Genomic DNA, 22,470 nt, shown 5'->3' with positions numbered 1-22,470 from the left:
TGTCGCGGGTGTGGCAACCGAGGTGATGGACCAGCAGGTCACCAGAGCGAAGAAGGCCCGGCCGCCCCGTGGCGCGGCCGTCAGCCGACCCGGCGACCGCCGCGTATCCTCGAACGCGTTCCAGCCAGCATCAACCACGGGGAGCGCGGTGCCAGCCACCCGAACGCAGGTCACTCCGACAGATGAGACGCAGGCCGAGCGCGCCGCGCGTTTCGAGCGCGACGCGATGCCGCTGCTGGACCAGCTGTACTCGGCGGCGCTGCGGATGACCCGCAACCCGGCGGACGCGGAAGACCTGGTCCAGGAGACCTACCTGAAGGCCTACGCGGCCTTCCAGTCCTTCTCCCAGGGCACCAACCTCAAGGCCTGGCTGTACCGCATCCTGACCAACACCTACATCAACGGCTACCGCAAGAAGCAGCGCCAGCCGCTCCAGCAGCCCACCGACGAGATCACCGACTGGCAGCTCGCCCAGGCCGAGAGCCACACCTCGGCCGGGCTGAGGTCGGCCGAGGTCGAGGCGATGGACCGGCTGCCCGACAGCGACGTCAAGGAAGCCCTCCAGCGCCTGCCGGAGGAGTTCCGGATCGCGGTGTACCTCGCGGACGTGGAGGGCTTCGCGTACAAGGAGATCGCAGACATCATGGGCACCCCGATCGGCACCGTGATGTCCCGGTTGCACCGGGGCCGCAGGCAGCTGCGCGAGCAGCTGGCCGACGTAGCGCGCGAGCGCGGCTTCATCCGCGACGGCCACCGGGAGGTGGCGGGCAAATGAGCTGCGGCGAACACCACGAGACCGACTGCTCGGAAGTGCTGTCCGAGGTCTGGCTGTTCCTCGACCACGAGTGCGACCAGCAGCGCAGGCAGCTGCTGGAGACGCACCTGAAGGAGTGCCACCCCTGCTTGGAGCAGTACGACCTGGAGGAGCACCTCAAGGCGCTGCTGGCCCGCAAGTGCGGCGGTGAGCTGGCCCCCGAGGAGCTCAAGGCCCGGCTGCGCGCCCGCATCCGGGAGACCACCGGGGGCAGCGCCGAGCCCGCCGGTGGCGCCGGGATCGGGGTCCCCACCGCGGGCAAGCGGGACTGAACACGGCCGAAGGGCCCGCCGAACGGTGTTCGGCGGGCCCTTCGCGCACCTGGTGTCGACTCAGGTGTTGGGGCGCTTCCCGTGGTTGGCGCCGCCCCTCTTGCGGTCGCGGCGCTTGCGGGCACGCTTCGACATGGGGTTCTCCTCCAGCTCGAACTGCTTCGCCCCAGTGTGACAGACCACGGCCGACGACCTCGGACGCGGGGCGGCGCCGTGGTTGGATGGCGGGGCACGGACCGGGGCGACGAGAGAGGGCACGGGCATGGTCGAGGAGGGCGTCGTCCGGCGGGGCGACCTGGACGCGGTGGTGCGGCCCTGTCCACGCTGACCGACCTGCTCGCCGAGCACACCAAGCTCTCCGGCGCCGCCGTCGACCACCTCCAGCTGGTGGTCGCCGAGTGGCAGCTGCTGTCGGACCTGTCGTTCGCGGACTTCCTGATGTGGGTGCCGCTGGACGACCGCGAGTTCCTGTGCGTGGCGCAGGCGCGGCCCACCACCGCGCCGACCGCCCACCCGGAGGACGTGGTGGGCAGCACCACCGACGTCGACGAGCACCCGCAGCTGCGCCGGGCGGTGACCGAGGTGCGGATCTGCCGCGAGGAGGACCCGCGCTGGCACCTGGGCGTGCCGGTGCGCCGGGAGGCCATCCCGGTGCGGCTGGGCTCCGAGGTCATCGCGGTGCTCAGCCGCAACACCAACCTGGCCGTGCCCAGGGTGCCCAGCCCGCTGGAGATCTCCTACCTGGGCAGCGCGGCCGACCTGTGCCAGATGATCGCCGACGGCACCTTCCCGACCACCGAGCCGTCGCCGGACGTGCACACCAGTCCGCGCGTGGGCGACGGCCTGATCCGGCTGGACGCCTCCGGGGCGGTGGTGTTCGCCAGCCCCAACGCGCTGTCGGCCTACCACCGCATGGGGCACGCCTCGGACCTGATCGGCGTGCACCTGGCGCCGCTGACCCGGTCGCTGATCGGCGACCCGTTCGACGCCACCGAGGTCGCCCAGCGCATCCGGCTGGCGCTGGACGGCCAGCCCAGCATGCGGATCGAGGCCGAGTCGCGGCGCGGGGCGGCGGTGCTGTTCCGGGCGCTGCCGCTGCGGCCAAGGGGCAGCGCGGCGGGCGCGCTGGTGCTGTGCCGGGACGTCACCGAGGTGCGCAGGCGCGACCGCGCGCTGATGTCCAAGGACGCGACCATCCGCGAGATCCACCACCGGGTGAAGAACAACCTGCAGACCGTGGCCGCGCTGCTGCGCCTGCAGTCCCGGCGGACCAGCAGCGAGGAGGCCCGCGAGGCGCTGGCCGAGTCGGTGCGCCGGGTCACCTCGATCGCGCTGGTGCACGAGACGCTGTCGATGTCGGTGGACGAGCGGGTCGACCTGGACGACGTGGTGGACAAGGTCATCCCGATGATGAGCGACGTGGCGGCCACCGAGTCGCAGGTGGTGGTGCGCCGCGAGGGCCCGTTCGGGATCGTGCAGGCGGAGCTGGCGACGCCGCTGGTCATGGTGCTCACCGAGCTGGTGCAGAACGCCTTCGAGCACGCCTACGCGGCCGGGCAGCGCGGCGAGGTGGTGGTGCACGCGGAGCGGTCGGCGAAGTGGCTGGACGTGGTGATCGCCGACGACGGCCGCGGCCTGCCGCCGGGGTTCTCCCTGGAGCGCACCGACCGGCTGGGGCTGCAGATCGTGCGGACCCTGGTGGAGTCCGAGCTCAGGGGGTCGCTGAGCTTGCGCAGACGCCCGCGCGGGGGTACTGAGGCGGTCCTGCGCGTGCCGTTGAGGGCCCGGCGTTAGACTGATCCCGTGCACACGTGACGACCTACCTCAGCGGAGTGTCACGTGGTCACGCGGGAGGGTGTGCAACAAGCGAAGGCCCCGACACCTGGCACGGTGTCGGGGCCTTCGCGCTATCGTCGGCCGGGTGGCCTCAGGCGTTGCTGCGAGCCCTGGTCCGGGCGTTGCGGCGCTTGAGGGCACGGCGCTCGTCTTCGCTCATCCCGCCCCACACGCCGGCGTCCTGCCCGCTCTCCAGCGCCCACGAGAGGCAGTCGGAGACGACGGGGCAACGGCGGCAGACGGTCTTCGCCTCGGCGATCTGCAGGAGCGCAGGACCGCTGTTCCCCACGGGGAAGAACAGCTCGGGGTCCTCGTCGCGGCAGATCGCGCGGTGGCGCCAGTCCATTGGAACTACTCCTCAGCTAGGCGCGCGCGTGGGCACGCCACTCGTCAGCGGTCGGTTTTGGGGTGCTTGTGAATGCTTTCACGAACTGCTGGGATGTCAAGGGGTTAGCACTGACCCGGTGAGTGAACTCACCCGAAAGATCGACAGCGTTCACCAGCGGTTTCGCCGTGCGACACCGCCTCCGGCGGCAACATCGCAGATCGGTAGCGCTCCGGTCACGCCACGATCACGCCGCGTCTCGCGCCACGCCTCACACTGCGACGGTCAGCGCGCCCGGCGCGGAGGTGAACTCCACCTCCGTGCACGCTCCCAGCAAGTCGCCGTCGACCTGGAGGTTGACCGGCTCCTTGCTGGTCACTCGGACGTACTCGACATCGTCGCGGCGCAGCAGGTTCTCGCCACGGGGGTTCCCGTCCGTGGCCAGAAGATGCGCGAGATACCGCAAAATTGTCGGCAGACCCAGTCCGAGCAGCGCGAACAGCCCCAGACCGGCGTCGAACGAGGTGCTCGGGTTGAGCCGGATCGCCTTGTCGCCGAGGTAGGTCCACGGGTCGGTGTTGGACACGAAGGCCAGCCTGACCTGCTCGAACGGCCCCTCGTCGGGGATCTGCACGGTCAGCTCGGGGTTGCGCCTGCGCTGGGTGGCGTAGCTGGTCAGCGCGGTCCGCGCGTACAGCAGCGGACTGGCCTCCCGGCCCTTGGCGCGCTCCTGCTCCACGCCCGCGACCACGTCGGCGTCCCAGCCGACGCCCGCGTTGAAGGTGAACCAGCGGTCGTGGTCGCCGCCCGCGCCCGCGGACGCCACCCGGCCAAGGCCCACCCGGCGGCTGGTGCCGTGCTCGATGGCCTGCAGCAGCCGGTAGGTCGCCTCGACGGGGTCGCGCGGCAGCCCCAGCGCGCCCGCGAAGACGTTCGCCGAGCCGCCGGGCACCACGCCCAGCATGGGCGCGCCCGATCCCGCGCCGTCCCGCAGCAGCCCGTTGACGACCTCGTTCACCGTGCCGTCCCCGCCGTGCGCCACGACCAGGTCGTAGCCCTCCACGGCGGCCTGGGCCGCCGCGTCCGCCGCGTGGCCCCGGTAGGCGGTCTGGACGGTGTCCAGCTTCACCTCGCTGGCCAGGGCGTGCGCCAGCACGTCACGTCCGGCAGGCGTCGTTGTCGTCGCCTGCGGGTTGACCACCAGGAGTGCGCGCACTACCGCAGAGTAGGACAACCGGCCACGCCGGGCAGGTCGCACCTCACCCGACAGGACCAGCGGACACGCGTCGAAGTGGTCCAGATCTCCTTCCCGCGCCGCAGCGCGAACCGCGGCGCAGCCGCTCCCGAACCGTCCGCGACAAGGCACCCCGGCCCGACCGCCGGCTCGCCGAAGACCCCCCGATCTTCGCTCTTGAGGCGGTCGAACGGGACTCGCCAACCGGGTGGCCTACGATGCGTGACGAGTACGCACCGTGAGGAAAGGCCCAGCGTGACGATGCAGAAGCCGGTTCCGGGGGCGGTCCGGGCGGCGGGCGCGCTGACCGCCGTGCAGGGCTTGGTCGGGCTGGGGTTCGCGGTCGCGCTGGTGGTGCGCGCGTTCAGCGCCGACGCGGACTCGGGCCGGGTGCTCGGCGAGGCCGCCTACTTCGTCGTGCTGTGCTCGGGCGTGCTGGCCGCCGGTGTCGGGCTGCTGCTGGGCAAGCGCTGGGCGCGCACGCCGTCGCTGGTGGTCCAGCTGCTGCTGCTGGGCGTGGCCTGGTACGCCTACGGCCCGTCGGGCAGGCAGCTGATCGGCGCGCTCATCGGCATCTACGCGGTCTCGGTGGTGGCGCTGCTGTTCACCGCCCCGGCCCGCGAGTGGGTGCTGGGCCTGGACGAGCCGGACGAGTAGAGCGGCTACCCCCGGTTACTCCCGACCATCGGAGGGTGCCGGATGTCACTCCAACGAGTGAAGCTGAGGGTGGTGAATTCACCACTCCCTGCGTTCGTTGAGGTGACGAATCCATGCGACTTTCCCGCGTCCTGTCCGCGGTGGTCGGAGCCGCTGCCGCGCTCGCCCTGACCGCCGTGCCGTCCACGGCGTCGGCTCAGGAGGCCGACGGCGGCGTCCAACCGTTCATCATCGGCGGCGGCACCGCGAGCAACGCCCCCTGGGCGGCCCGGCTGTTCCACAACGGCCAGGAGAACTGCTCGGCCACCATCATCGCGCCGACCTGGATCCTGACCGCCCAGCACTGCGTGACCGACCCCGGCACCTACACCTTCCGGGTCGGCAGCCTCGACCAGACCACCGGCGGCACCGTGGTCACCGCCACCCGGATCATCCAGCACCCGTCGGCGGACCTCGCGCTGGCGCGCATCGACCGCTCGGTCTCGGCCACCTACGCCCCGCTGGGCACCAGCACGGCGGTGCGCAGCGGCCAGACCGTGCAGATCTACGGCTGGGGCGCCACCTGCACCAACCGGCCCGAGATCGAGTGCCAGTCGCGCTACCTCAAGTACGCCGACACCAGGGTGACCTCGGTCAGCAGCCAGGACTACCGGGGTGGCACCGCCATCGCGGTGACCCGCGTCAACGGCATCGCCGCGGGCGGCGACTCCGGCGGCCCGATGTTCGCCACCAGCCCGGTGGACGGCCGCGCGTACCAGGTCGGCGTGGCCTCGACCAGCGACCGCTCCACCCGGTCGTACTACACCAACGTGACGCGCTACCGCTCCTGGATCCAGTCCAACGCGGGCGTCTGACCACCACCGGAGGCCGCCGGGGCACCCTGCCGCCCCGGCGGCCTCCACGTTCGGCGCACGGCGCGATCACCAGACGCAATCACCCTTCGTGTTCACGATTGGCGGATGGACACGAACGGAGTAGCCGGATACGGTTCGGCAGGCGTTTCACGCCGCTCCGGGAGCAGGCAGGGTGAGGTGCGCTGTGCAGAACCCCCCGAGACGGGTGTCGACGAGCGGTGACCTGGACCGCCCCAACGTGGCCCGGCTCTACGACTACTACCTGGGCGGGGCGCACAACTTCGCGGTCGACCGCGCCTTCGCCGAGCAGTCGATGAAGTCCCTGCCCACCGACGAGCTGGTGCAGCACAGCCGCGCGTTCCTGCGCCGGGCGGTGCGCGTGTGCGTCGCCGCGGGCATCCGCCAGTTCCTCGACCTCGGCTCGGGCATCCCCACCGCGGGCAACGTGCACGAGGTCGCCCAGCAGGCCGACCCCACCTGCCGCGTGGTGTACGTGGACAACGAGCCCGCCACCGTCGCGCACGGCCGCACCATGCTGCGCGACAACCCCGGCGCGGCGATCGTGGAGGCCGACGTCCGCGACCCGGAGGCGGTGCTGTCCTCCGCGGAGTGCCGGGCCATGCTGGACCTGACCAAGCCCATCGCCGTGCTGATGGTCGCCATCCTGCCGTACCTGCTGGAGTCCGACCGGCCCGCCGAGGTCGTCACGGCCTACCGGGACGCCATCGCGCCCGGCAGCTACCTGGTGCTCACCCACCTCACCGACGACGCGCAGCCCGACCTGGTGCGCAAGCTGCTCGACGTGGCGGCCAGCACGCAGACGCCGATCGTGGCGCGCTCCCAGGCGCAGGTGCGGCGGCTGCTGGAGGGCTTCGACCTGCTGGAGCCCGGCCTGGTGATGTCGACCCGCTGGCGGCGCGACGACGGCCCGGAGACCGGCGCCGAGTCCGTCGCCTACGGCGCCGTCGGCGTCAAGCGCTAGCAAGTACCACCCGCCCCACCCGTCGGGGGACCGCTGACCACTACCCGGCGTCCCCAGTCCCGGTCAGCCGCCGGGTCTCCCGCCGCAGCACCTCCACCGTCCTGGTGACGAAGTCCGCGATGGCGCGCTGCTCGGCCTCGTCGTAGCGGTCCACCACCTCGGCCATCGAGGCGGCCAGGCCCGCGAAGACCTCCCCGAAGGCGTCCTCGACGGCGCTGACCACCACCCGCCGCCGGTCGGCCGGGTCGGGTTCGCGCCGCGCCAGCCCGGCCCGCTCCAGCCGGTCCACCACGCCGGTGACCGCGCCGGGGGTCAGGGCGATCTCCCTGGCCAGCGCGCCCGCCGTCATCGGGCCCTTGGCGGCCAGCAGCGCGAGCGCCCGCTGGTCGACCGCGGTGACGCCCAGGTGCGCGCCCACGGCCTCGTGGAAGGCCACCACCGCGGTGCTCAGCTCGCGCCCGAACTCCCGTCCGCTCATGCCCCGACTCTAACTCGCCTGATATTTCAGTACACTGAACTAAAATGTTCGCTGACTGAGGAGTTAGCATGGGGGAGCTGAGGTTGGCCTGGGACGTGCCCGCCTGGGCGTGGCGGTTCTACCTGGGCCACTTCCCGCTGATCGCGGGCCTGTCGCTGATCGCGTCGACGCAACGGCTGGTGGTGGTGAACTGGGGCCTGCCACGCGGCTGGTCGCTCGCCTCGGAGGTGCTCGTCATGGCGGCCCGCGCGGTCCTCGTCGTGGCGGTGTGGCGGCTGGCGACGAGGGACGAGCGGCTGAGCTGGGCGGCGGCCGGGGCGTTCGCCTCGCAGCACTGGCGCAGCCTGGTGGCCCAGGCGCTGCTGCTGTGCGCGGCGTTCCTGGTCTTCGACCTCGGCGCGGAGCGCGGTGTCGGCGCGCTGCTGCCGGAGGCCGCCCGGCAGCCCTACCTGGCGGTGCTGCTGTTCGTGAAGAACCCGACGGTCATCGCGTTCACGCTGGTGTGGTGGATCGGCCTGATCAGGCAGGTCTCCCGCGTGCCGGGGCACGCGGGAGCGGTGGGGTGAGCGGGGTCAGGCCGCGGCCGGGCCGCGGTACCGGGCGTCGCCGAAGGCCAGCACCGGGTAGCCGATGAAGCTGAACAGCCACAGGCCCACGACGCCGAAGCCCGCGCCCTTGCCGAAGGACTTGGCCACGTCGACGGCGACGACGAGCGAGATGACGAAGTTGACGAGCGGGATGATGTAGAGGATCAGCCACCAGCCGGGACGGCCCGCGATCTTGAGCATCACGTAGATGTTGTAGATCGGGACGATGACCGCCCAGCCGGGTCTCCCGGCCTTGCTGTACACCTTCCACATCGACGCGATCAGGAAGACCGCGATCGCCAAGCTGATGATGATCGGTACGACGCCGACGGAGGCGTCAGTCTGGTACTGGTCCACGGCGCGGAACTGTGTCACCCGAACGGGCGACGTGGGCTTTTCTGGCCGTTTCGTGAGCCGTTCGAGATCAACCGTCCACTCGGGACATCTCCACCAGGGCCTGGTCGGTCAGCCGGAACACCGTCCACTCGTCCTGCGGCACCGCGCCGATCGACTTGTAGAACGCGATCGTGGGCTCCAGCCAGTCCAGCACCGCCCACTCCAGCCGGGCGTAGCCGCGCTCGACGCACTCGCGCGCCAGCGCGGCCAGCAGCGCCTTGCCCAACCCGCTGCCGCGCCGGTCCGGCCGCACGTACAGGTCCTCCAGGTAGATGCCGTGCACGCCGCGCCACGTGGAGAAGTTGAGGAACCACAGCGCCATGCCGACCACCTCGCCGCCCACCTCGGCCACGTGGCCGAACAGCGCGGGGGAGGGGCCGAACAGCGCCGCGCGCAGCTGCTCGACGGTCAGGTGGCACTGGTCCGCCGACCGCTCGTGCGCGGCCAGCTCGTGCGCGAAGCCGACCAGCGCGGGCACGTCCTGCTCGCGGACCCGGCGGACGCGGGGGTCAGCCACCGTCGACCTCCCACGCGGGCACGTTGAGCCTGCGCACCTGCGGATCGCCCCGCTCCTCGCCGAGCACGGTGGTGCCAGCCGGGTCCAGCCCGAAGTGCACCCCCTCGCTGGGCGGCAGGTTCAGCCAGGTGGCGATGAGCACGCGGCTGAAGTGCCCGTGCCCGACCAGCACCACGTCACCGTCGGCCAGCGCGTCCCTGGCGGCCTTGACCACGCCCCTGGCCCGCCGGTGCACCTGGTCGTGCGTCTCGCCGCCGGGCACCGGGTGCGTCCACACCGTCCACTTCGGCACGGTCTCGCGGATCTGCGGGGTGGTCAGGCCCTCGTAGTCGCCGTAGTCCCACTCGGCGAGCTCCTCGGTGCGCTCCGCGCGCAGGCCCGCCAGCTCGGCGGTCCGCCAGGCGCGCTGGCGGGGGCTGCTCAGCACCAGCGCGGGCGGCTCGTCGGTGCCCCGCAGCGCGGCCAGCACCCGGCCCGCGCGCCGGGCCTGGAGCACGCCCACCTCGGTGAGCGGGATGTCGGAGCGACCGGTGTGCCTGCCGCTCTCCGACCACTCGGTCTGACCGTGCCGCAGCAGGTACACGTGAGCCGTCACGCCCCCGATCCTAGTGCCGTCGGCGGCTCAGAAGATGGCCAGCGGGTTGACCGGCACGCCGCTCGCCGCGCCCAGCCGAGGGGGAGCGGCGACGAACAGGAAGGTGGCGCGCCCCTCCTCGGCGCAGGCGGCCGCCAGCCCGGTGGGGTCGGCCACGTCGATCAGGGGCATGCCGAGCCGGGCCAGGCCCACGCGGTGCAGCGGGGCGAAGACGCCGGGCTCGACGGGCGGTCGCGCGTCACCGATGTCGCCCGCGTAGACCGCCACGTCGTGCCGGTGCATCCAGAGCACCGCGTCGAGGGTCATCCCCGGCACGCGCCGGTCGAGGCAGGCCGCGTAGTCCCAGCCGCCGCGCACCACCAGCGCGTCCCCGGCGCGGACCTCGACCCCGGCCCGCGCGCACGCCTCCTCCAGCTCCGCGCCGGTCACCCCGTGGCCCTCGGGCAGCGGGCCGTCGGCGGCCAGGTCGACCAGGACGCCGCGGGTCACCACGCCCTGCCCGAACACCGCGGTGGACCCGTGCCGGTAGCCCCCCGGACCACCGGCATCCTCCAGCGCGACCCCCGGGTACACCTTGCCGTCCACGACCTGGTGCACCAGCGAGTCGAAGTGCGTCAGCTCGGGGTGGTGCGTCAGCATCACGATCAGCTCGGCCGTGCCCACGGGGGAGGAGCCGGTGAACAGCGCGGCCTGCATCGCCCCGATCGAGTCCGCGCCCAGGGGCGCGGTGGGGCCCGCGACCAGCGGCGACGTCGGCACGGGGCGCGCGATCGAGACGGTCCGCCCGCTGCGCGCCTCGGCCACCGCCCGCGCCCGCACCTCGGGGGTGATCAGGTTCAGGGTGCCCCGCTCGTCGCGCTCACCCCAGCGCCCCCAGTTGGACGGCAGCTCCGCACTCCCGCTCATGCACGGCCCTTCTCGTCATCGGATCACCGGGCGCCGCGCCGCCACGGCGCGGTGCGGCGCAACCGTCCCGCGACGGCGGGCGGCCTCGCGTCGGCAACGGGTACGTAGACGCGGGCACGTAGATTCAGCGCATGCGAACCCGCGTCCCGGCGCCGGGCGTCCTCGTCGGAAGGCGGGAGGAGAGCCTGCGCTTGACCGAGCTGACGGCCGCCGCCCGCGAGGGGCGCGGTGGCGCGCTCGTCCTGCGCGGCGAGGCGGGCATCGGCAAGAGCGCGCTGCTGGAGCTGACCGCGCGGGTGGCGTCCGGGTTCCGGGTGGTCCGCGCGTCCGGGGCGGAGTTCGAGAACGAGCTCCCCTACGCCGCCCTGCACCAGCTGTGCGTGCCGGTGCTCGGCCACCTCGACCGCCTGCCCACCCGGCACCGCGAGGGGCTGGAAGTCGCCTTCGGGCTGCGCGACGGCGCACCGGACGTGTTCCGGGTCGGCCTGGCGGCGCTGGACCTGCTGACCTCCGCCGCCCGGAACCGGCCCCTGCTGTGCCTGGTCGACGACGCGCACTGGCTGGACGCGGCCTCGGCCAGGGCGCTGACCCTCCTCGCCAGGCGCATCGCGGCCGAACCGGTCGCGGTGGTCTTCGCGAGCCGACCCAGGGAAGCGGCCACCGAGCTGGACGAGCTGCCCCGGTTGGAGGTCGGAGGGCTGGCCGCCGCCGAGGCCAGGCAGCTGCTGGCGGCGCGGACTCCGCTGGCGCTCGACGAGCACGTGCGCGAGCAGATCCTCGCGGAGGCCAGGGGCAACCCGCTGGCCCTGCTCGAACCGCCCGCTGCGGGCGGGTTCGCGCCACCGGGCGCGGGGTCCGTGCCGACGGCCGTCGAACGCGGCTTCCAGGCGAGGCTGCCGGGTCTGCCCGACCAGGCGCGGCTGCTGCTGACGGTCGCGAGCGCCGACCCGACCGGTGACGCCGGGCTGCTGTGGTCGGCGGCCGGGCACCTCGACATCGACGTGTCCACGGCGGGCGCCGCGGCCGCCGCCACCGGCCTGGTCGAGTTCGGCACCCGCGTCCGCTTCTGCCACCCGCTGGCCCGCTCCGCGGTCTACCGGGCCGCCACGGGCGAGTGGCTGCGCCGCGCGCACGCGGCGCTGGCCGAGGTCACCGACCCCGACGTCGACCCGGACCGCCGGGCCTGGCACCGGGCGCAGGCCACCGCCTGGCCCGACGAGGACGTGGCCGCCGAGCTGGAGCGGTCCGCCCAGCGCGCCCGGTCACGGGGCGGCATCGCGGCCGCGGCGGCGTTCGCCGAGCGCGCGGCGGCGCTGTCCCCCGACCCCGCCAAGCGGGTGGACCGGGCGCTCGCGGCGGTGCGGGCGCGACTCGACTCGGGCGCCACCGCCGCCGCGAACGCCCTCCTCGGCACCATCCCGGCGACCACCGACCCGCGCAGGCAGGCCGAGGTCGACCTGCTGCGCGGCAAGCTCGCCTTCATGTCCCACCACGACGGCAACGGACCGGCGTTCATGCTGCGCGCCGCGTCCCGGATGGCCGCCGTCGACCCCGCCGCGGCCCGCGCGCACTACCTGGACGCCCTGGAGATGGCACTGGTCGTGGGGCGGGCCAGCGGCGTGCTGGCCGAGGTGCTGGCCGCCGTCCCGCAGGCACCGCCGTCGCCGGTGCCGGACGTGCTCGACGCCCTGGTGCTGCTCGCCGAGAAGGGGCACCGCGCGGCGGTGCCGCTGCTGCGCAAGGTCCTGGTGGACGACGACCGCGCGCTGTGGACCGAGCGTCCCGCGCTCGCCGTCATGCTCGTCGGAGAGCTGTGGGACCCGCACACCCACGTGGACATCACCGAGTGGCTGGTGAAGACCGGCCGGGACACCGGCTCGGCACCCGTGCTGCGGCTCGCCCTGGCCCAGGTCGCCTCCTGCAACGCGCTGCAGGGCAACCTCGGGCGGGCGACCGAGGCAGTCGCGGAGGAGGAGGCGATCGCCGACGCGATCGGCGGCCCCCCGATGCTCTACCCCCGACTGCACCTGGCCGCGATGCGCGGCCGCCGCGACGACGCGCTCCAGCAGTTCGAGACCGCCAGGGCGACGGCGACCAGACAGGGCGCCGGGCACCTGATCGCCAACGTCCACTGGGCCGAGGCGGTCCTGGGCAACGGCCTCACCGACTACCCCGCGGCGCTGGCCGCCGCCCGCCGGGCGGTCGAGCACGGCGACCTCGTGCTCGCCGGCCTTGCCCTGCCCGAACTCGTCGAAGCCGCCGTCCGCGGCGGCGCCCCCGACGTCGCCGCCGCCGCGCTCGCCGAGCTCACCGACCGGACCGAGGCCAGCGGAACGCCGACCGGCCTCGGCGTCGCGGCGTACGCGCGCGCACTGGTGACCGGTGCCGAGGACTGCTACCGGGAGGCGCTGGACCACCTCGACAGCAGTCCCCTGATGCCCTACCGCGCCAGGGCGCACCTGCTGTACGGGGAGTGGCTGCGCCGCGCGGGCCGCAGGCGGGACTGCCGCACGCACCTGCGCACCGCGCACGACCTGCTGTCCACGGCCGGTCTGGAGGCGTTCGCCGGACGAGCCGCTGTCGAGCTGCAGGCCACCGGCGAGAGCGCGCGCGAGCGCTCCCCGCACGCGCACGACCGGCTCACCACGCAGGAGACGCACGTCGCCCGCCTGGTCGCGACCGGTGCGACGTCCGCCGAGGTCGCCTCCCGGCTGTTCCTCAGCAGGCGCACCGTCGACGCCCACCTGCGCAACATCTACCGCAAGCTCGGGATCAGCTCCCGCCGCCAGCTCAAGGACCTCCCCGGCATCGCGCCCTAGAACGCACCGCGCCGCGTCCTTCGCGCCGCGTCGCCCCCGGAGCAGGCCTCAGCTGCGCCAGGTCTGCTCGTAGCGCTGCCGCCGCTCCTGGTCCCGCACGCTGTTGCGGGCCTTGCGCGCCTCGCTGGCGCTGTTGGCCGGGTAGCCGTACTTGGTCATCCGGTGGTCGGTGCTCTCGCTGGCGTAGGACAGCGAGAAGTACACGCCGACGATCAGCCCCAGCGACCCGCACGCGATGGCCAGCGGCACCGGCGAACCCGCCACCCAGACCAGGACCAGCGTGATCACCACGGTCAGCGGCAGCACCTGCAGGAACGAGCGCACCGCGAACCACGCCAGCCAGCTCGGCTTGGTCGCCTGCTGGAAGACCCACTCGCGGTACCGGCCGGGCAGCCTGCCGCCGAGCAGGTACCAGAACCGCAGCGGCAGCGGGGGCGTGCTCATGACCGGCTCCTCTTCGTCGCTTCGATGACCCTGGTCAGTGCCGCGTGCAGGCCCATCAGCTCCTCCAGCGGCATCCCCAGCCGCGCCACCACGGCGGGCGGGATCTCCAACGCGCGCTCGCGCAGCGCCGCGCCCTCGTCGGTCAGCGTGACCGCGAGCTGCCGCTCGTCACCCGCCGCCCGCTCACGGCGCAGGTAGCCGACCGCCTCCAGTCGCTTGAGCAGCGGCGACAGCGTGGCCGGTTCCAGCGCCAGCAGGCCCGACAGGTCCTTGACCGACAGCGGGGCGTGCTGCCACAGGGCGAGCATCACCAGGTACTGGGGGTGGGTGAGCCCCATGGGTTCGAGCAGCGGTCGGTAGAGCGCGACCACGTTCCTGGACGCGACCGAGAGCGCGAAGCAGACCTGCTGCTCCAGGGACAGCGGGTCGTCGATACTTTGTGGGCTAACCATTAGTGCACACACTACCTGATCAACTCGGTTGCCCGACTTCGCAGGTTTCGGCCGTGAACGACCTCACCGCACGACTGACAGCCAAGTTCGGGCCCCAGGTGGCCGCCTGGTGCGACGCCGCACCGGACCTCGCGGAGCCCACGACCTTCGCGAGCACGAAAGAGGCAGGGGTGGCTCAGCCGCGCTGTCGTCCGATCCACTCCGCCGAGTCCACGCCTTCTGTCCAATCCGGGCCGAGAACGCCGATTACGTCATCCAGCGCGATCCCCGGTGCGGAGGTCTCGAACACGGCGAGTCCTTCCACCGAGATCGATTCGACCTGGTCGTGGACATTCCGGGTGAGCCGCCCCCACGTCTCGACCTCCTTGCCGAGCGCTTGCCGAACGGTGGCGGCCAGCGCGGCCGGGAAGTGCAGCGCGACGACCTTGCCGGTTCGGCGGTCGCGCAGCGCGGCCGTGCGCTGGTGGCCGTTGTACGGGTACAACTGACCGCACACTGATCCGAGCGACGGGGCGGGCGACTGAATGTCCTCGTGCGCGTGGAGGGCAAGCTGTTCATCGATCGGCGCCAAGGTGTCCCCCACGTGCGCCTCCCCTGCTCCACGTGACTGCCGGTAGCTCACCCTGGACGGCACCGAGCGGGCCTGGTCGGGCAACGTGTCGATGCAGAGGTTGTCGGCTCGCCACCACCACTACTTGATCACTCGGACGGGTGATCCGCGGACGGATGTCGGTCGTGCCGCGCTCCCGTGGAAGCGCCGCTTTCAGGGCGTCGTTAACGGCGGTGAGTGTGCGCGGGCTGAGCACCCCGCAGGACCGGTCGTCCCCGTAGAGCTGTTCGAGATCGTCGGCGAGGACGAGAAGTCAACAAGCAGGTCGGCGGAGGTCAGCGGCACCACGGCTAGGAGCTCCCGGTTAGCGGTCCGTTGTGGTGCTCCATGCTCACGATGGTGTCCAGGTTCCATTCCGCTGGTTGTTGCTGATCCCCCAACCTGGGCTTCTCGCCGTGCTCCAAAGCTGTCGAGTAGACCTGGGCTCGTCGGGAGGAACCGTCACGCGGGCATCCTCTGATCGCGCTGAGCTTGGCGGGCCTTCCTGGTGCTGCGTTCGACATGCCTGCCCTCGCCTGCGCGTTGCGCCTCGGCAAGGTGTGCGTATCCCCGTTCCAATGTCTTCTTCTGGAGCGCATCGATTCCTGCGCACAGCAGGGTGCGGACTACATCCGCCTCCGATGAGCGCATGGCCAATCCGCGCTCGGCAGCCCATGCTTCCAGCGCTGCGTGTTCGGCGCGCTGAGGGTCCGCGAAGGCCGACAATGCGGCTTGCTCCGCCTCTTCAAGGGGCACGGTGACGTGCTTCGTCTCCATGCGCTCAAAGTACGCGGCATGGAGCACGCCGCTTAGCAAGACGCGCTTCGGTGCTTGTTCATCACCGGAAGGAGCTACGTTCCAGGATTGAGATGCTCCTCCTGGGGTGTCCAGCCAAATGGGGTGAATATTCGGCTGGTTAGCCTCTAGCTGTGATCACCGCTGTTATTTTCTTTGTAGAGCCAGGAGAGAACTTGCAGTGACTTTCTGAGTTCAGGCTCGTGCACTGAAGGTCGGACTTGGGAGAGTTGTTTGCGGATGGTGACGGCTTCGGTGATCGCTTCCAGTGCTTTCTCGCGTTGTCCGAGTGCAGCCAAGCGGTTGGATTGGTTGTTGAGGCTCATGGCGAGGTCGGGCAGGAAGGCGTCCGGCTCCTTCTGAACGACCAAGGTGACACGCCGCAGATTTGCGGAACCAGTGAGGCGGGCGAACCAGGACGCGAAACGGCGCTGGCCGACGGAGAGATCTCCGCCGGCCAGCGCCGCGTCTTGGCAGGCGATCAGGCGGCCTGCTTGGTCTCCCAGAAGATCTTGTCGATCTGGGCGATCAGGTCGAGCAGCTCCTGCCCCTTGGCGGGGTCCATGGAGCCCTTGGTGCCGGACGCGCCCGCGGCCTTGGTGGCGCGGTTGAACAGGTCGTGCAGCTCCGGGTACTTCTCGAAGTGCGGCGGCTTGAAGTAGTCGGTCCACAGCACCCACAGGTGGTGCTTGACCAGGTCGCTGCGCTGCTCCTTGATCAGCACCGCGCGCTCCCGGAACTCCGGGTCCTCGTTCGCCTGGTACTTCTCCTGGATCGCCTTGACCGACTCCGCCTCGATCCGGGCCTGGGCCGGGTCGTACACACCGCACGGGAGGTCGCAGTGCGCGGTGGCCTCCAGGAGCGGGCGGCGGAGTTCTCGGATGCGCGACAGAAGTCGCATCGTTCCTCCCTGACAGTGGATGCTCCGACAGGCCGAACCCTACCCCCGGGCCTCGGCGGGAGCAGTCGGAGGTGATCGTGAACAACTTGGTGCGGGTGATCGGGCCGTCGATGTCCCCGACGCTCAAGACCGGTGACGTCGTCTGGGTGGACTACGAGCGCCCGCCCGCGCCGCGCGACGTGGTGCTCGTGCGCTGGCCCAGCAGGCCCGCGCAGCTGTCGGTCAAGCGGGCCGTGCGGGCCGAGGGCGACGGGTGGCACGTCGAAGGGGACAACCCGTTCGGCTCGACCGACTCGCGGGAGCTGGGGCCCGCGCTGGTGCTGGGGGTGATCCGCTTCCGGCTGTGGCCGAGGCCGCGACGGTTGGCCTGATCAGCTGCCCTGCCGCTCGACCACCACGCGAGGCCGCGTCGGCCTGTCGGGATGCCTTTCGCGGGCGATCGCGCTTTTCGATCGTCCGCGAAACGCGTGCCGATGGGCCGCCTTCCGGGCGGCCTCGCCGCCCCGGCGGAGCCGGGGCCATGTCACTGCAATTTGGCGTACCAGGCGGTGCACTCCTCGTAGGAGGGCAGCAGGCCGTCGGCCTGCGCCTGCTCCAGGGTGGGCGCCTCCTGGTCCTTCAGCGACAGGATCGGCGTGATGTCGGCGGGCCAGGGCAGGTCGAGGCTCAGCGGGTTGATGCCGCGCTCGGCTTTCGGGTTGAACCCCTCCGAGCACAGGTAGGAGGTGATGGTGCCGTCCTCCAGGGCCATCAGCGCGTGCCCCAGGCCCTCCGGCACGTACACCGAGTTGAACTTCGCGGGCTCCAGGACCACGGTGTCCCACTGGCCGAAGGTGGGGGAGCCGACGCGCAGGTCCACCACCACGTCGAGCAGCTTGCCGCGCGGGCAGTGCACGTACTTGGCCTGTCCCGGCGGCACGTCCGCGTAGTGCACGCCGCGCACGACGCCGCGGCGCGACTCACTGTGGTTGGTCTGCGCGACGCGCAGGCCGTGCCCGACGGCGCGTCGGAAGGGCTCCTCCTGGAAGGGTGCCACGAACAGCCCCCGGTCGTCCGGGAAGACCGATGGGGTGAACTCGAAGGCGCCGGAAATTTTCAACTCGCGTGCCTGCATGACGGTCAGCGTAGAGCGCGCCGTTTCTTGACCGATCCTGCCTGCGGAAACTGACCGGCCGGTCCAGAAAACCGGACGTACGTTCTGTGAAAACCGCCTCTGACCTGCCACAATGGTGTGATCCTCGCCGCAGACAGCATTTCCGAACGCTGTCACACTTGATCCCACACCGCCGTTCACGGGCCGTTCCGGGCGTCGCAACTCGACGCGGGACGTGCCCGTTCCGCATCGTCAGGCCCCGCAGATCCGCGTGACAACGCCGGTGCGGTGCGCCGAGGGACGCGCACCGCAGGAGGACTCCCGTGACCGCTCTGAACGAACCCACCACCCAGCCCACCGACGAGGAGATCTTCACCGCCCACGAGGGCGGCAAGCTCGACCTGGGCGTGACCACCTCGCTCGACGGGCCCAGGGCGCTGTCGATCGCCTACACCCCCGGCGTGGCCAAGGTCAGCCGGGCCATCGCCGAGGACGCCGCGCTGGCGGCCCGGTACACCTGGGCGCACCGCCTGGTGGCGGTGGTCAGCGACGGCACCGCGGTGCTGGGGCTGGGCGACATCGGCCCGCGCGCGTCGCTGCCGGTCATGGAGGGCAAGGCGGCGCTGTTCAAGACCTTCGGCGGGCTCGACGCCATCCCGCTGGTGCTGGACACCACCGACGTGGACGAGATCGTCGAGACGCTGGTGCGGCTGCGCCCCTCGTTCGGCGCGGTCAACCTGGAGGACGTGGCCGCGCCGCGCTGCTTCGAGCTGGAGGCCCGGCTGGTCGAGGCGCTGGACGTGCCGGTCATGCACGACGACCAGCACGGCACGGCGGTGGTGGTGCTGGCCGCGCTGCGCGGCGCCAACGCGGTGCTCGGCAAGTCCGCCGCCGACCAGCGCGTGGTCGTCTCCGGCGCGGGCGCGGCGGGCGTGGCCTGCGCGAAGATCCTGGTGGCGGCGGGCGTCGGCGAGGTCACCGTGGTCGACTCGCGCGGCATCGTGCACGCGGGCCGGGCCGGGCTCAACCCGGTCAAGGAGGAGTTGGCGCTGGTCACCAACGCCAGCGGGCTGCGCGGCGGGATCGCCGAGGCGCTGCGCGGCGCGGACGTGTTCGTGGGCGTCTCCTCCGCCCAGGTGCCCGAGGAGCTGATCGCGGGCATGGCGCCGGACTCGGTGGTGTTCGCGCTGTCCAACCCCGACCCGGAGGTGCACCCGGAGGTGGCGGGCAGGCACGCCGCCATCGTGGCCACCGGCCGCAGCGACTTCCCCAACCAGATCAACAACGTGCTGGCCTTCCCCGGCATCTTCCGGGGCGCGCTGGACGCGGGCGCCAGGCGCATCACCGAGGGCATGAAGCTGGCCGCCGCGGACGCCATCGCCGCGGTCGCCGCGGACGACCTGGCCGCCGACCGGATCGTGCCCAGCGCCCTGGACCCGAGGGTCGGGCCGGAAGTCGCCGCCGCGGTGGCCTTGGCAGCGCGCCAGGACGGAGTAGCCTGATCCCCTGTCGGAGTTGGGAGAGCTCTGGCCGTGTCAGTCCGTTCTCATCATGGAATAACGAATCCCCGATCGAGGCGAATCGTTAGTCCGTTGAGGGGTGGGCGATAACGCTCCGAAGCGATAGCGTCCCTCTCCTCCGGGTGCATATGCTCGGTGGAGAGGGACGACGTGCACGGGCGCTCGGGCCGGTCATCCCTGCGGTAGACACGGGAAGGTGGGACCGTGCCCAAGCGGGTTGGACGCGATCCGGTGGCGCTGGCCACCGCGCGCCCCGAGCGCTCCGCCGACCTGGGCCGGAGCGGCCTGCCGGACGCCCCCTCGCTGCTGTGCGACCCCCGTGACGTGGTCGTGCGCGCCAACGCCGCCGCGGCGGTGCTGGCCGGTTACGCCTCCCCCGAGGACCTGGCGGGCCGCGGACTGGCCGAGCTGCTCGTCGGCGACGCCGCCGACCTGCGGCTGCGCCGCGCCGACGGCGTCGAGGTGCCGGTCCGGGCGGCGCTCGCCCCGGTCGCGGGCACCGGCCTGCGCACCGTGCTCCTGGTCGACGTGTCCGACCTGGCCAGGGCCGCCGACGAGCTGCGCGACGAGCAGCGCAGGCTGCGCGCCGTCCAGCGGGTCGCCGCGATCGGCTCCTGGGAGTACGACCCGGCCACCGGCGCCACGGTCTGGTCGGAGACCCACTACGAGCTGCTGGGCCTGAGGCCGGGTTCGGTGACGCCGGGCGCGCAGGCCGTGCTGGACGTGGTGCACCCGGACGACTACGAGATGGTCGCGGGCTACTGGGCCAACCGGGAGCTGTCCGGCGCGCCGATAGACATCGTCTACCGGATCATCCGCCCCGACGGCGAGCTGCGCTGGATACAGGGGGTCGCCGAGGCCAAGCTGCGCGCGGACGGCCGCACCCAGCTCATCACCGGCTACATCCGCGACATCACCGACCAGTGGAAGGCCGACCGCGCGCTGGCCACCGAGCGGGTCCGGCTGCTGGAGGCCCAGCGCATCGCGCGGATGGGCAGCTGGAGCTACGAGGTCGCCACCCGCGTGGTGCACCGCAGCGAAGTCCTCCTGGAGATGTACGAGGACCTGGGCCTCACCGCCGACGCGGACCTGATGCGGGGCGTGCACCCGGACGACCGCCCGGTGCTGGAGGACCTGCGGCGCAAGCTGCTGAACGCCGAGGACGACCGCACCTTCGAAGCCGAGGTGCGCAGCGAGCGGGGCGAGCGCGTCTACATCTGCCGGGCGCGGGCCGAGCTGGAACCCGGTGACCGGGTCACCCGGCTGCACGGCACCGTCCAGGACGTCACCGAGGCGCGGGCGCTGGAGCGCCAGCTGCGCGACGACCGGCGGCGGCTGGCCGACGCCCAGCGCGCCGCCCGGCTGGGCGTGTGGGAGTGGAACCTGGACACCGGCGAGGTGGTCTGGTCGGGGATGCTGGTCGACCTGTTCGGCGTCCCCCGCGAGGAGCGCACCAGCTACCGGACCTACCTGGACCTGGTGCACCCGGAGGACCGGGCCTGGGTCGACGACCTGTGGCGGCAGCTGGCCGACGGCGGCGACCCGGTGGAGTGCGAGCACCGCCTGGTGCGCCGGGACGGTTCGGTGCGCGTGTTCCGCTGCAACGGCGTGCTGCTCAAGAACCCGGACGGCAGGCGGCTGGCGGTGGGCACCGCGCAGGACGTGACCGAGCAGCGCGCCGCCGAGACGCGGGTGCAGCGGTCCAGCCAGCGCTTCGCCGACCTGGTCTCGCTCACCCCGGTGGGCGTCGGCCTGTTCGACGAGTCCGAGCGGCTGGTCGACGCCAACGACGCGCTGTGCAAGCTGCTGGGCATGGACCTGGAGCAGCTGCGCGGGATGACCGCCGAGCAGCTGACCGACCCCGACGACAACGAGGACCGGCTGCGGTCGGTGAGCAGGATGACCGCGTTCGGCGCGGACCGGGCGCACAAGGTCCCGCAGCGCATCCTGGTCCGGCCGGACGGCGAGCGGGTGTACTGCGAGCTGCACATCTCGCTGTCGGTGCAGGACGACGGGCGCCGGTTCTGGCTGATCGCGTTCCAGGACATCACCGAGCGCCGCCGCGCCGCCGAGGCGCTGCGCCACCAGGCCACCCACGACGAGCTGACCGGCCTGCCCAACCGGGCGCTGGTCAAGGAGCTGCTGGGCGACCTGCTGGAGTCGGAGAACCGGTCCAAGGTGGCCGTGCTGTTCTGCGACATCGACAACTTCAAGCGGGTCAACGACTCGCTGGGCCACGACGCGGGCGATGAGCTGCTGGTGGCGCTGGCCCGGCGGCTGGAGGGCGGGCTGCCCGAGGGCTGCACCGCGGCCCGGCTCTCCGGCGACGAGTACGTGATCATCTGCGAGAACACCGACCTGGTGGGCGGGGTGGACGCGCTGGCCGTCAAGGTCGCCGGGCTGCTGCGCACGGCGGTGCCGGTGCACGGGCAGCTGGTGCGGGTGTCGGCGTCGATCGGCGCGGCGGTGCCCAACGGCTCCCGCGCCACCGGCGCGGACCTGCTGCGCTTCGCCGACGCGGCGATGTTCGAGGCCAAGCGCGCGGGCGCGGGCCGGGTGTCGCTGGCCTCCGCGGCGCTGATCGCCTCCGCCGACCGGCAGGTGCACCTGGAGGGGCAGTTGCGCGACGCGCTGGCCCACGACGGGCTGGCCCTGCACTACCAGCCGGTGGTGGGCGAGGACGGGTCGGTGCTGACCGCCGAGGCGCTGGTGCGCTGGCCGCACCCGGACCGGGGGCTGCTGCCGCCGGACGTCTTCCTGCCCGTGGCCGAGCAGGGCGACCTGCTGCGCGAGCTGGACCGGTGGGTGCTGCGCACCGCGCTGCGGGAGGCGGTGACCTGGCCCGAGCCGGTGGCCGTGGCGGTGAACCTGGCGGGCCTGGTGCCCGGTGACCCGGAGTTCGTCGACACGGTGGCCACCGCCATCGCCGAGTCGGGCATCCCGTGGAACCGGGTGGTGCTGGAGCTGGTGGAGACCGCGCTGGTCGACCTGCCCTCGCGGGTGCGGCAGTCGATGGCCGAGCTGGTCGACCGGGGCGTGCGGTTCGCCGTGGACGACTTCGGCACCGGCTACTCGTCGCTGGCCCGGCTCAAGGACCTGCCCGCGCAGATCATCAAGGTGGACCGCAGGTTCGTCTCCGGAGTGGACCACGACTCCTCGGACTTCGCGGTGGCCAAGGCCGTGGTGGACATGGCGCGGGCGATGGGCCGCAAGTGCGTGGCCGAGGGCGTGGAGACCGAGGCCCAGTTCCAGGTGCTGCGCGACATCGGCGTGGACGCCTACCAGGGCTGGCTGTTCTCCCGGCCGGTGCCGCCCAAGGAGTTCCGCGCCGCGCTGGCGCTGGGGCCGCTGCGCGCGCCCAGGGCGGGCTGACCCGGAATACTCCCCGTCGCGGAACCGGCACG

The 22,470-nt window shown here is 72.3% G+C and carries 26 protein-coding genes; 11 read left to right on the top strand and 15 right to left on the bottom strand.

Annotation, left to right across the window (positions count from 1 at the left end; genetic code table 11):
- Positions 1-148: 148 nt before the first annotated feature.
- A complete protein-coding gene (locus tag IEZ00_RS24060) occupies positions 149-775 on the top strand; it encodes a sigma-70 family RNA polymerase sigma factor (protein ID WP_189225592.1) in 627 nt (208 codons plus the stop codon).
- Positions 772-1,086, top strand: coding sequence for a mycothiol system anti-sigma-R factor (gene rsrA, locus IEZ00_RS24055; RefSeq protein ID WP_189225591.1), 315 nt, complete (start codon positions 772-774; stop codon positions 1,084-1,086). Before IEZ00_RS24060 ends, rsrA begins: the two co-directional genes overlap by 4 nt.
- Before the next feature lie 60 nt (positions 1,087-1,146).
- Here rsrA and IEZ00_RS38150 read toward each other — a convergent pair whose 3' ends face one another.
- A complete protein-coding gene (locus IEZ00_RS38150; RefSeq protein ID WP_369299106.1) occupies positions 1,147-1,221 on the bottom strand; it encodes a 50S ribosomal protein bL37 in 75 nt (24 codons plus the stop codon).
- Between the two features lie 180 nt (positions 1,222-1,401).
- Here IEZ00_RS38150 and IEZ00_RS24050 point away from each other — a divergent pair, with 180 nt between their 5' ends.
- Positions 1,402-2,880: a PAS domain-containing sensor histidine kinase gene (locus IEZ00_RS24050; protein ID WP_189225732.1), complete on the top strand. Its 1,479-nt coding sequence runs from the start codon at positions 1,402-1,404 to the stop codon at positions 2,878-2,880.
- Between the two features lie 133 nt (positions 2,881-3,013).
- Here IEZ00_RS24050 and IEZ00_RS24045 read toward each other — a convergent pair whose 3' ends face one another.
- Both IEZ00_RS24045 and IEZ00_RS24040 read right to left on the bottom strand, forming a co-directional pair.
- Positions 3,014-3,268 carry a WhiB family transcriptional regulator gene (locus IEZ00_RS24045; RefSeq protein WP_053719541.1) on the bottom strand — a complete coding sequence of 85 codons (255 nt, stop codon included), beginning with the start codon at positions 3,266-3,268 and terminating at the stop codon, positions 3,014-3,016.
- A gap of 250 nt (positions 3,269-3,518) precedes the next feature.
- Positions 3,519-4,463: a diacylglycerol/lipid kinase family protein gene (locus IEZ00_RS24040; protein ID WP_189225590.1), complete on the bottom strand. Its 945-nt coding sequence runs from the start codon at positions 4,461-4,463 to the stop codon at positions 3,519-3,521.
- A 279-nt stretch (positions 4,464-4,742) separates the two neighbouring features.
- Between IEZ00_RS24040 and IEZ00_RS24035 the strand changes: the two genes are divergently transcribed.
- The 3 genes from IEZ00_RS24035 to IEZ00_RS24025 all read left to right on the top strand — a co-directional run bounded on the left by IEZ00_RS24035 (position 4,743) and on the right by IEZ00_RS24025 (position 6,974).
- Complete coding sequence (locus IEZ00_RS24035) at positions 4,743-5,138, top strand: hypothetical protein (RefSeq protein WP_189225731.1); 396 nt, start codon at positions 4,743-4,745, stop codon at positions 5,136-5,138.
- A gap of 113 nt (positions 5,139-5,251) precedes the next feature.
- Positions 5,252-5,992 carry a S1 family peptidase gene (locus IEZ00_RS24030; RefSeq protein ID WP_189225589.1) on the top strand — a complete coding sequence of 247 codons (741 nt, stop codon included), beginning with the start codon at positions 5,252-5,254 and terminating at the stop codon, positions 5,990-5,992.
- Between the two features lie 184 nt (positions 5,993-6,176).
- The gene (locus IEZ00_RS24025) at positions 6,177-6,974 is read left to right on the top strand and encodes an SAM-dependent methyltransferase (RefSeq protein ID WP_229796039.1); all 798 of its coding nucleotides are present in this window, start codon (positions 6,177-6,179) and stop codon (positions 6,972-6,974) included.
- Between the two features lie 40 nt (positions 6,975-7,014).
- Here IEZ00_RS24025 and IEZ00_RS24020 read toward each other — a convergent pair whose 3' ends face one another.
- On the bottom strand, positions 7,015-7,452 hold the full coding sequence (locus IEZ00_RS24020; protein WP_189225587.1) for a MarR family winged helix-turn-helix transcriptional regulator: 438 nt from the start codon (positions 7,450-7,452) through the stop codon (positions 7,015-7,017).
- Positions 7,453-7,520: 68 nt separating this feature from the next.
- Between IEZ00_RS24020 and IEZ00_RS24015 the strand changes: the two genes are divergently transcribed.
- Positions 7,521-8,018, top strand: coding sequence for a hypothetical protein (locus tag IEZ00_RS24015; RefSeq protein ID WP_189225586.1), 498 nt, complete (start codon positions 7,521-7,523; stop codon positions 8,016-8,018).
- 6 nt (positions 8,019-8,024) lie between these two features.
- Here the strand turns inward: IEZ00_RS24015 and IEZ00_RS24010 are convergent, their stop codons facing one another.
- The 4 genes from IEZ00_RS24010 to IEZ00_RS23995 form a co-directional block, all read right to left on the bottom strand.
- A complete protein-coding gene (locus IEZ00_RS24010; protein ID WP_189225585.1) occupies positions 8,025-8,396 on the bottom strand; it encodes a DUF5684 domain-containing protein in 372 nt (123 codons plus the stop codon).
- A gap of 67 nt (positions 8,397-8,463) precedes the next feature.
- A complete protein-coding gene (locus IEZ00_RS24005; RefSeq protein WP_189225584.1) occupies positions 8,464-8,952 on the bottom strand; it encodes a GNAT family N-acetyltransferase in 489 nt (162 codons plus the stop codon).
- On the bottom strand, positions 8,945-9,547 hold the full coding sequence (locus IEZ00_RS24000; protein WP_189225583.1) for a histidine phosphatase family protein: 603 nt from the start codon (positions 9,545-9,547) through the stop codon (positions 8,945-8,947). The genes IEZ00_RS24005 and IEZ00_RS24000 overlap by 8 nt, the downstream gene beginning before the upstream one ends.
- A 27-nt stretch (positions 9,548-9,574) precedes the next feature.
- On the bottom strand, positions 9,575-10,453 hold the full coding sequence (locus IEZ00_RS23995; RefSeq protein WP_189225582.1) for a cyclase family protein: 879 nt from the start codon (positions 10,451-10,453) through the stop codon (positions 9,575-9,577).
- A gap of 131 nt (positions 10,454-10,584) precedes the next feature.
- Here IEZ00_RS23995 and IEZ00_RS23990 point away from each other — a divergent pair, with 131 nt between their 5' ends.
- On the top strand, positions 10,585-13,272 hold the full coding sequence (locus IEZ00_RS23990) for an ATP-binding protein (protein WP_189225581.1): 2,688 nt from the start codon (positions 10,585-10,587) through the stop codon (positions 13,270-13,272).
- A gap of 48 nt (positions 13,273-13,320) precedes the next feature.
- Here the strand turns inward: IEZ00_RS23990 and IEZ00_RS23985 are convergent, their stop codons facing one another.
- From IEZ00_RS23985 to sodN, 6 genes are all read right to left on the bottom strand, one after another.
- Positions 13,321-13,716, bottom strand: a complete 396-nt coding sequence (locus IEZ00_RS23985) for a DUF5313 family protein (protein WP_189225580.1) — start codon at positions 13,714-13,716, stop codon at positions 13,321-13,323.
- Positions 13,713-14,168 carry a MarR family winged helix-turn-helix transcriptional regulator gene (locus IEZ00_RS23980; protein ID WP_189225579.1) on the bottom strand — a complete coding sequence of 152 codons (456 nt, stop codon included), beginning with the start codon at positions 14,166-14,168 and terminating at the stop codon, positions 13,713-13,715. The genes IEZ00_RS23985 and IEZ00_RS23980 overlap by 4 nt, the downstream gene beginning before the upstream one ends.
- Positions 14,169-14,343: 175 nt before the next feature.
- A complete protein-coding gene (locus tag IEZ00_RS23975; protein ID WP_189225578.1) occupies positions 14,344-14,751 on the bottom strand; it encodes a hypothetical protein in 408 nt (135 codons plus the stop codon).
- A 468-nt stretch (positions 14,752-15,219) separates the two neighbouring features.
- Positions 15,220-15,534, bottom strand: coding sequence for a hypothetical protein (locus tag IEZ00_RS23970; RefSeq protein ID WP_189225577.1), 315 nt, complete (start codon positions 15,532-15,534; stop codon positions 15,220-15,222).
- 146 nt (positions 15,535-15,680) lie between these two features.
- Entirely contained in the window at positions 15,681-15,923 is a 243-nt protein-coding gene (locus IEZ00_RS23965) for a tetratricopeptide repeat protein (protein ID WP_189225576.1), read from the bottom strand.
- 110 nt (positions 15,924-16,033) lie between these two features.
- The gene (sodN, locus tag IEZ00_RS23960; RefSeq protein ID WP_189225575.1) at positions 16,034-16,453 is read right to left on the bottom strand and encodes a superoxide dismutase, Ni; all 420 of its coding nucleotides are present in this window, start codon (positions 16,451-16,453) and stop codon (positions 16,034-16,036) included.
- A gap of 77 nt (positions 16,454-16,530) precedes the next feature.
- Between sodN and IEZ00_RS23955 the strand changes: the two genes are divergently transcribed.
- Positions 16,531-16,824, top strand: coding sequence for a S24 family peptidase (locus tag IEZ00_RS23955; protein ID WP_189225574.1), 294 nt, complete (start codon positions 16,531-16,533; stop codon positions 16,822-16,824).
- Positions 16,825-16,976: 152 nt separating this feature from the next.
- Here the strand turns inward: IEZ00_RS23955 and IEZ00_RS23950 are convergent, their stop codons facing one another.
- The gene (locus IEZ00_RS23950) at positions 16,977-17,567 is read right to left on the bottom strand and encodes a dTDP-4-dehydrorhamnose 3,5-epimerase family protein (protein ID WP_189225573.1); all 591 of its coding nucleotides are present in this window, start codon (positions 17,565-17,567) and stop codon (positions 16,977-16,979) included.
- A gap of 302 nt (positions 17,568-17,869) precedes the next feature.
- On the opposite strand from IEZ00_RS23950, the gene IEZ00_RS23945 reads away from it, so the two are divergent.
- On the top strand, positions 17,870-19,048 hold the full coding sequence (locus IEZ00_RS23945; RefSeq protein WP_189225572.1) for an NAD(P)-dependent malic enzyme: 1,179 nt from the start codon (positions 17,870-17,872) through the stop codon (positions 19,046-19,048).
- Positions 19,049-19,270: 222 nt separating this feature from the next.
- Positions 19,271-22,438: a sensor domain-containing protein gene (locus tag IEZ00_RS23940; RefSeq protein ID WP_189225571.1), complete on the top strand. Its 3,168-nt coding sequence runs from the start codon at positions 19,271-19,273 to the stop codon at positions 22,436-22,438.
- The last annotated feature ends 32 nt before the right edge of the window (positions 22,439-22,470 follow it).

This window comes from Saccharothrix coeruleofusca (genome assembly GCF_014648515.1).
Lineage (GTDB): Bacteria > Actinomycetota > Actinomycetes > Mycobacteriales > Pseudonocardiaceae > Actinosynnema > Actinosynnema coeruleofuscum.
The sequence above is the reverse complement of the archived record's forward strand: the minus strand, read 5'-3'. Positions and strand labels throughout refer to the sequence as shown.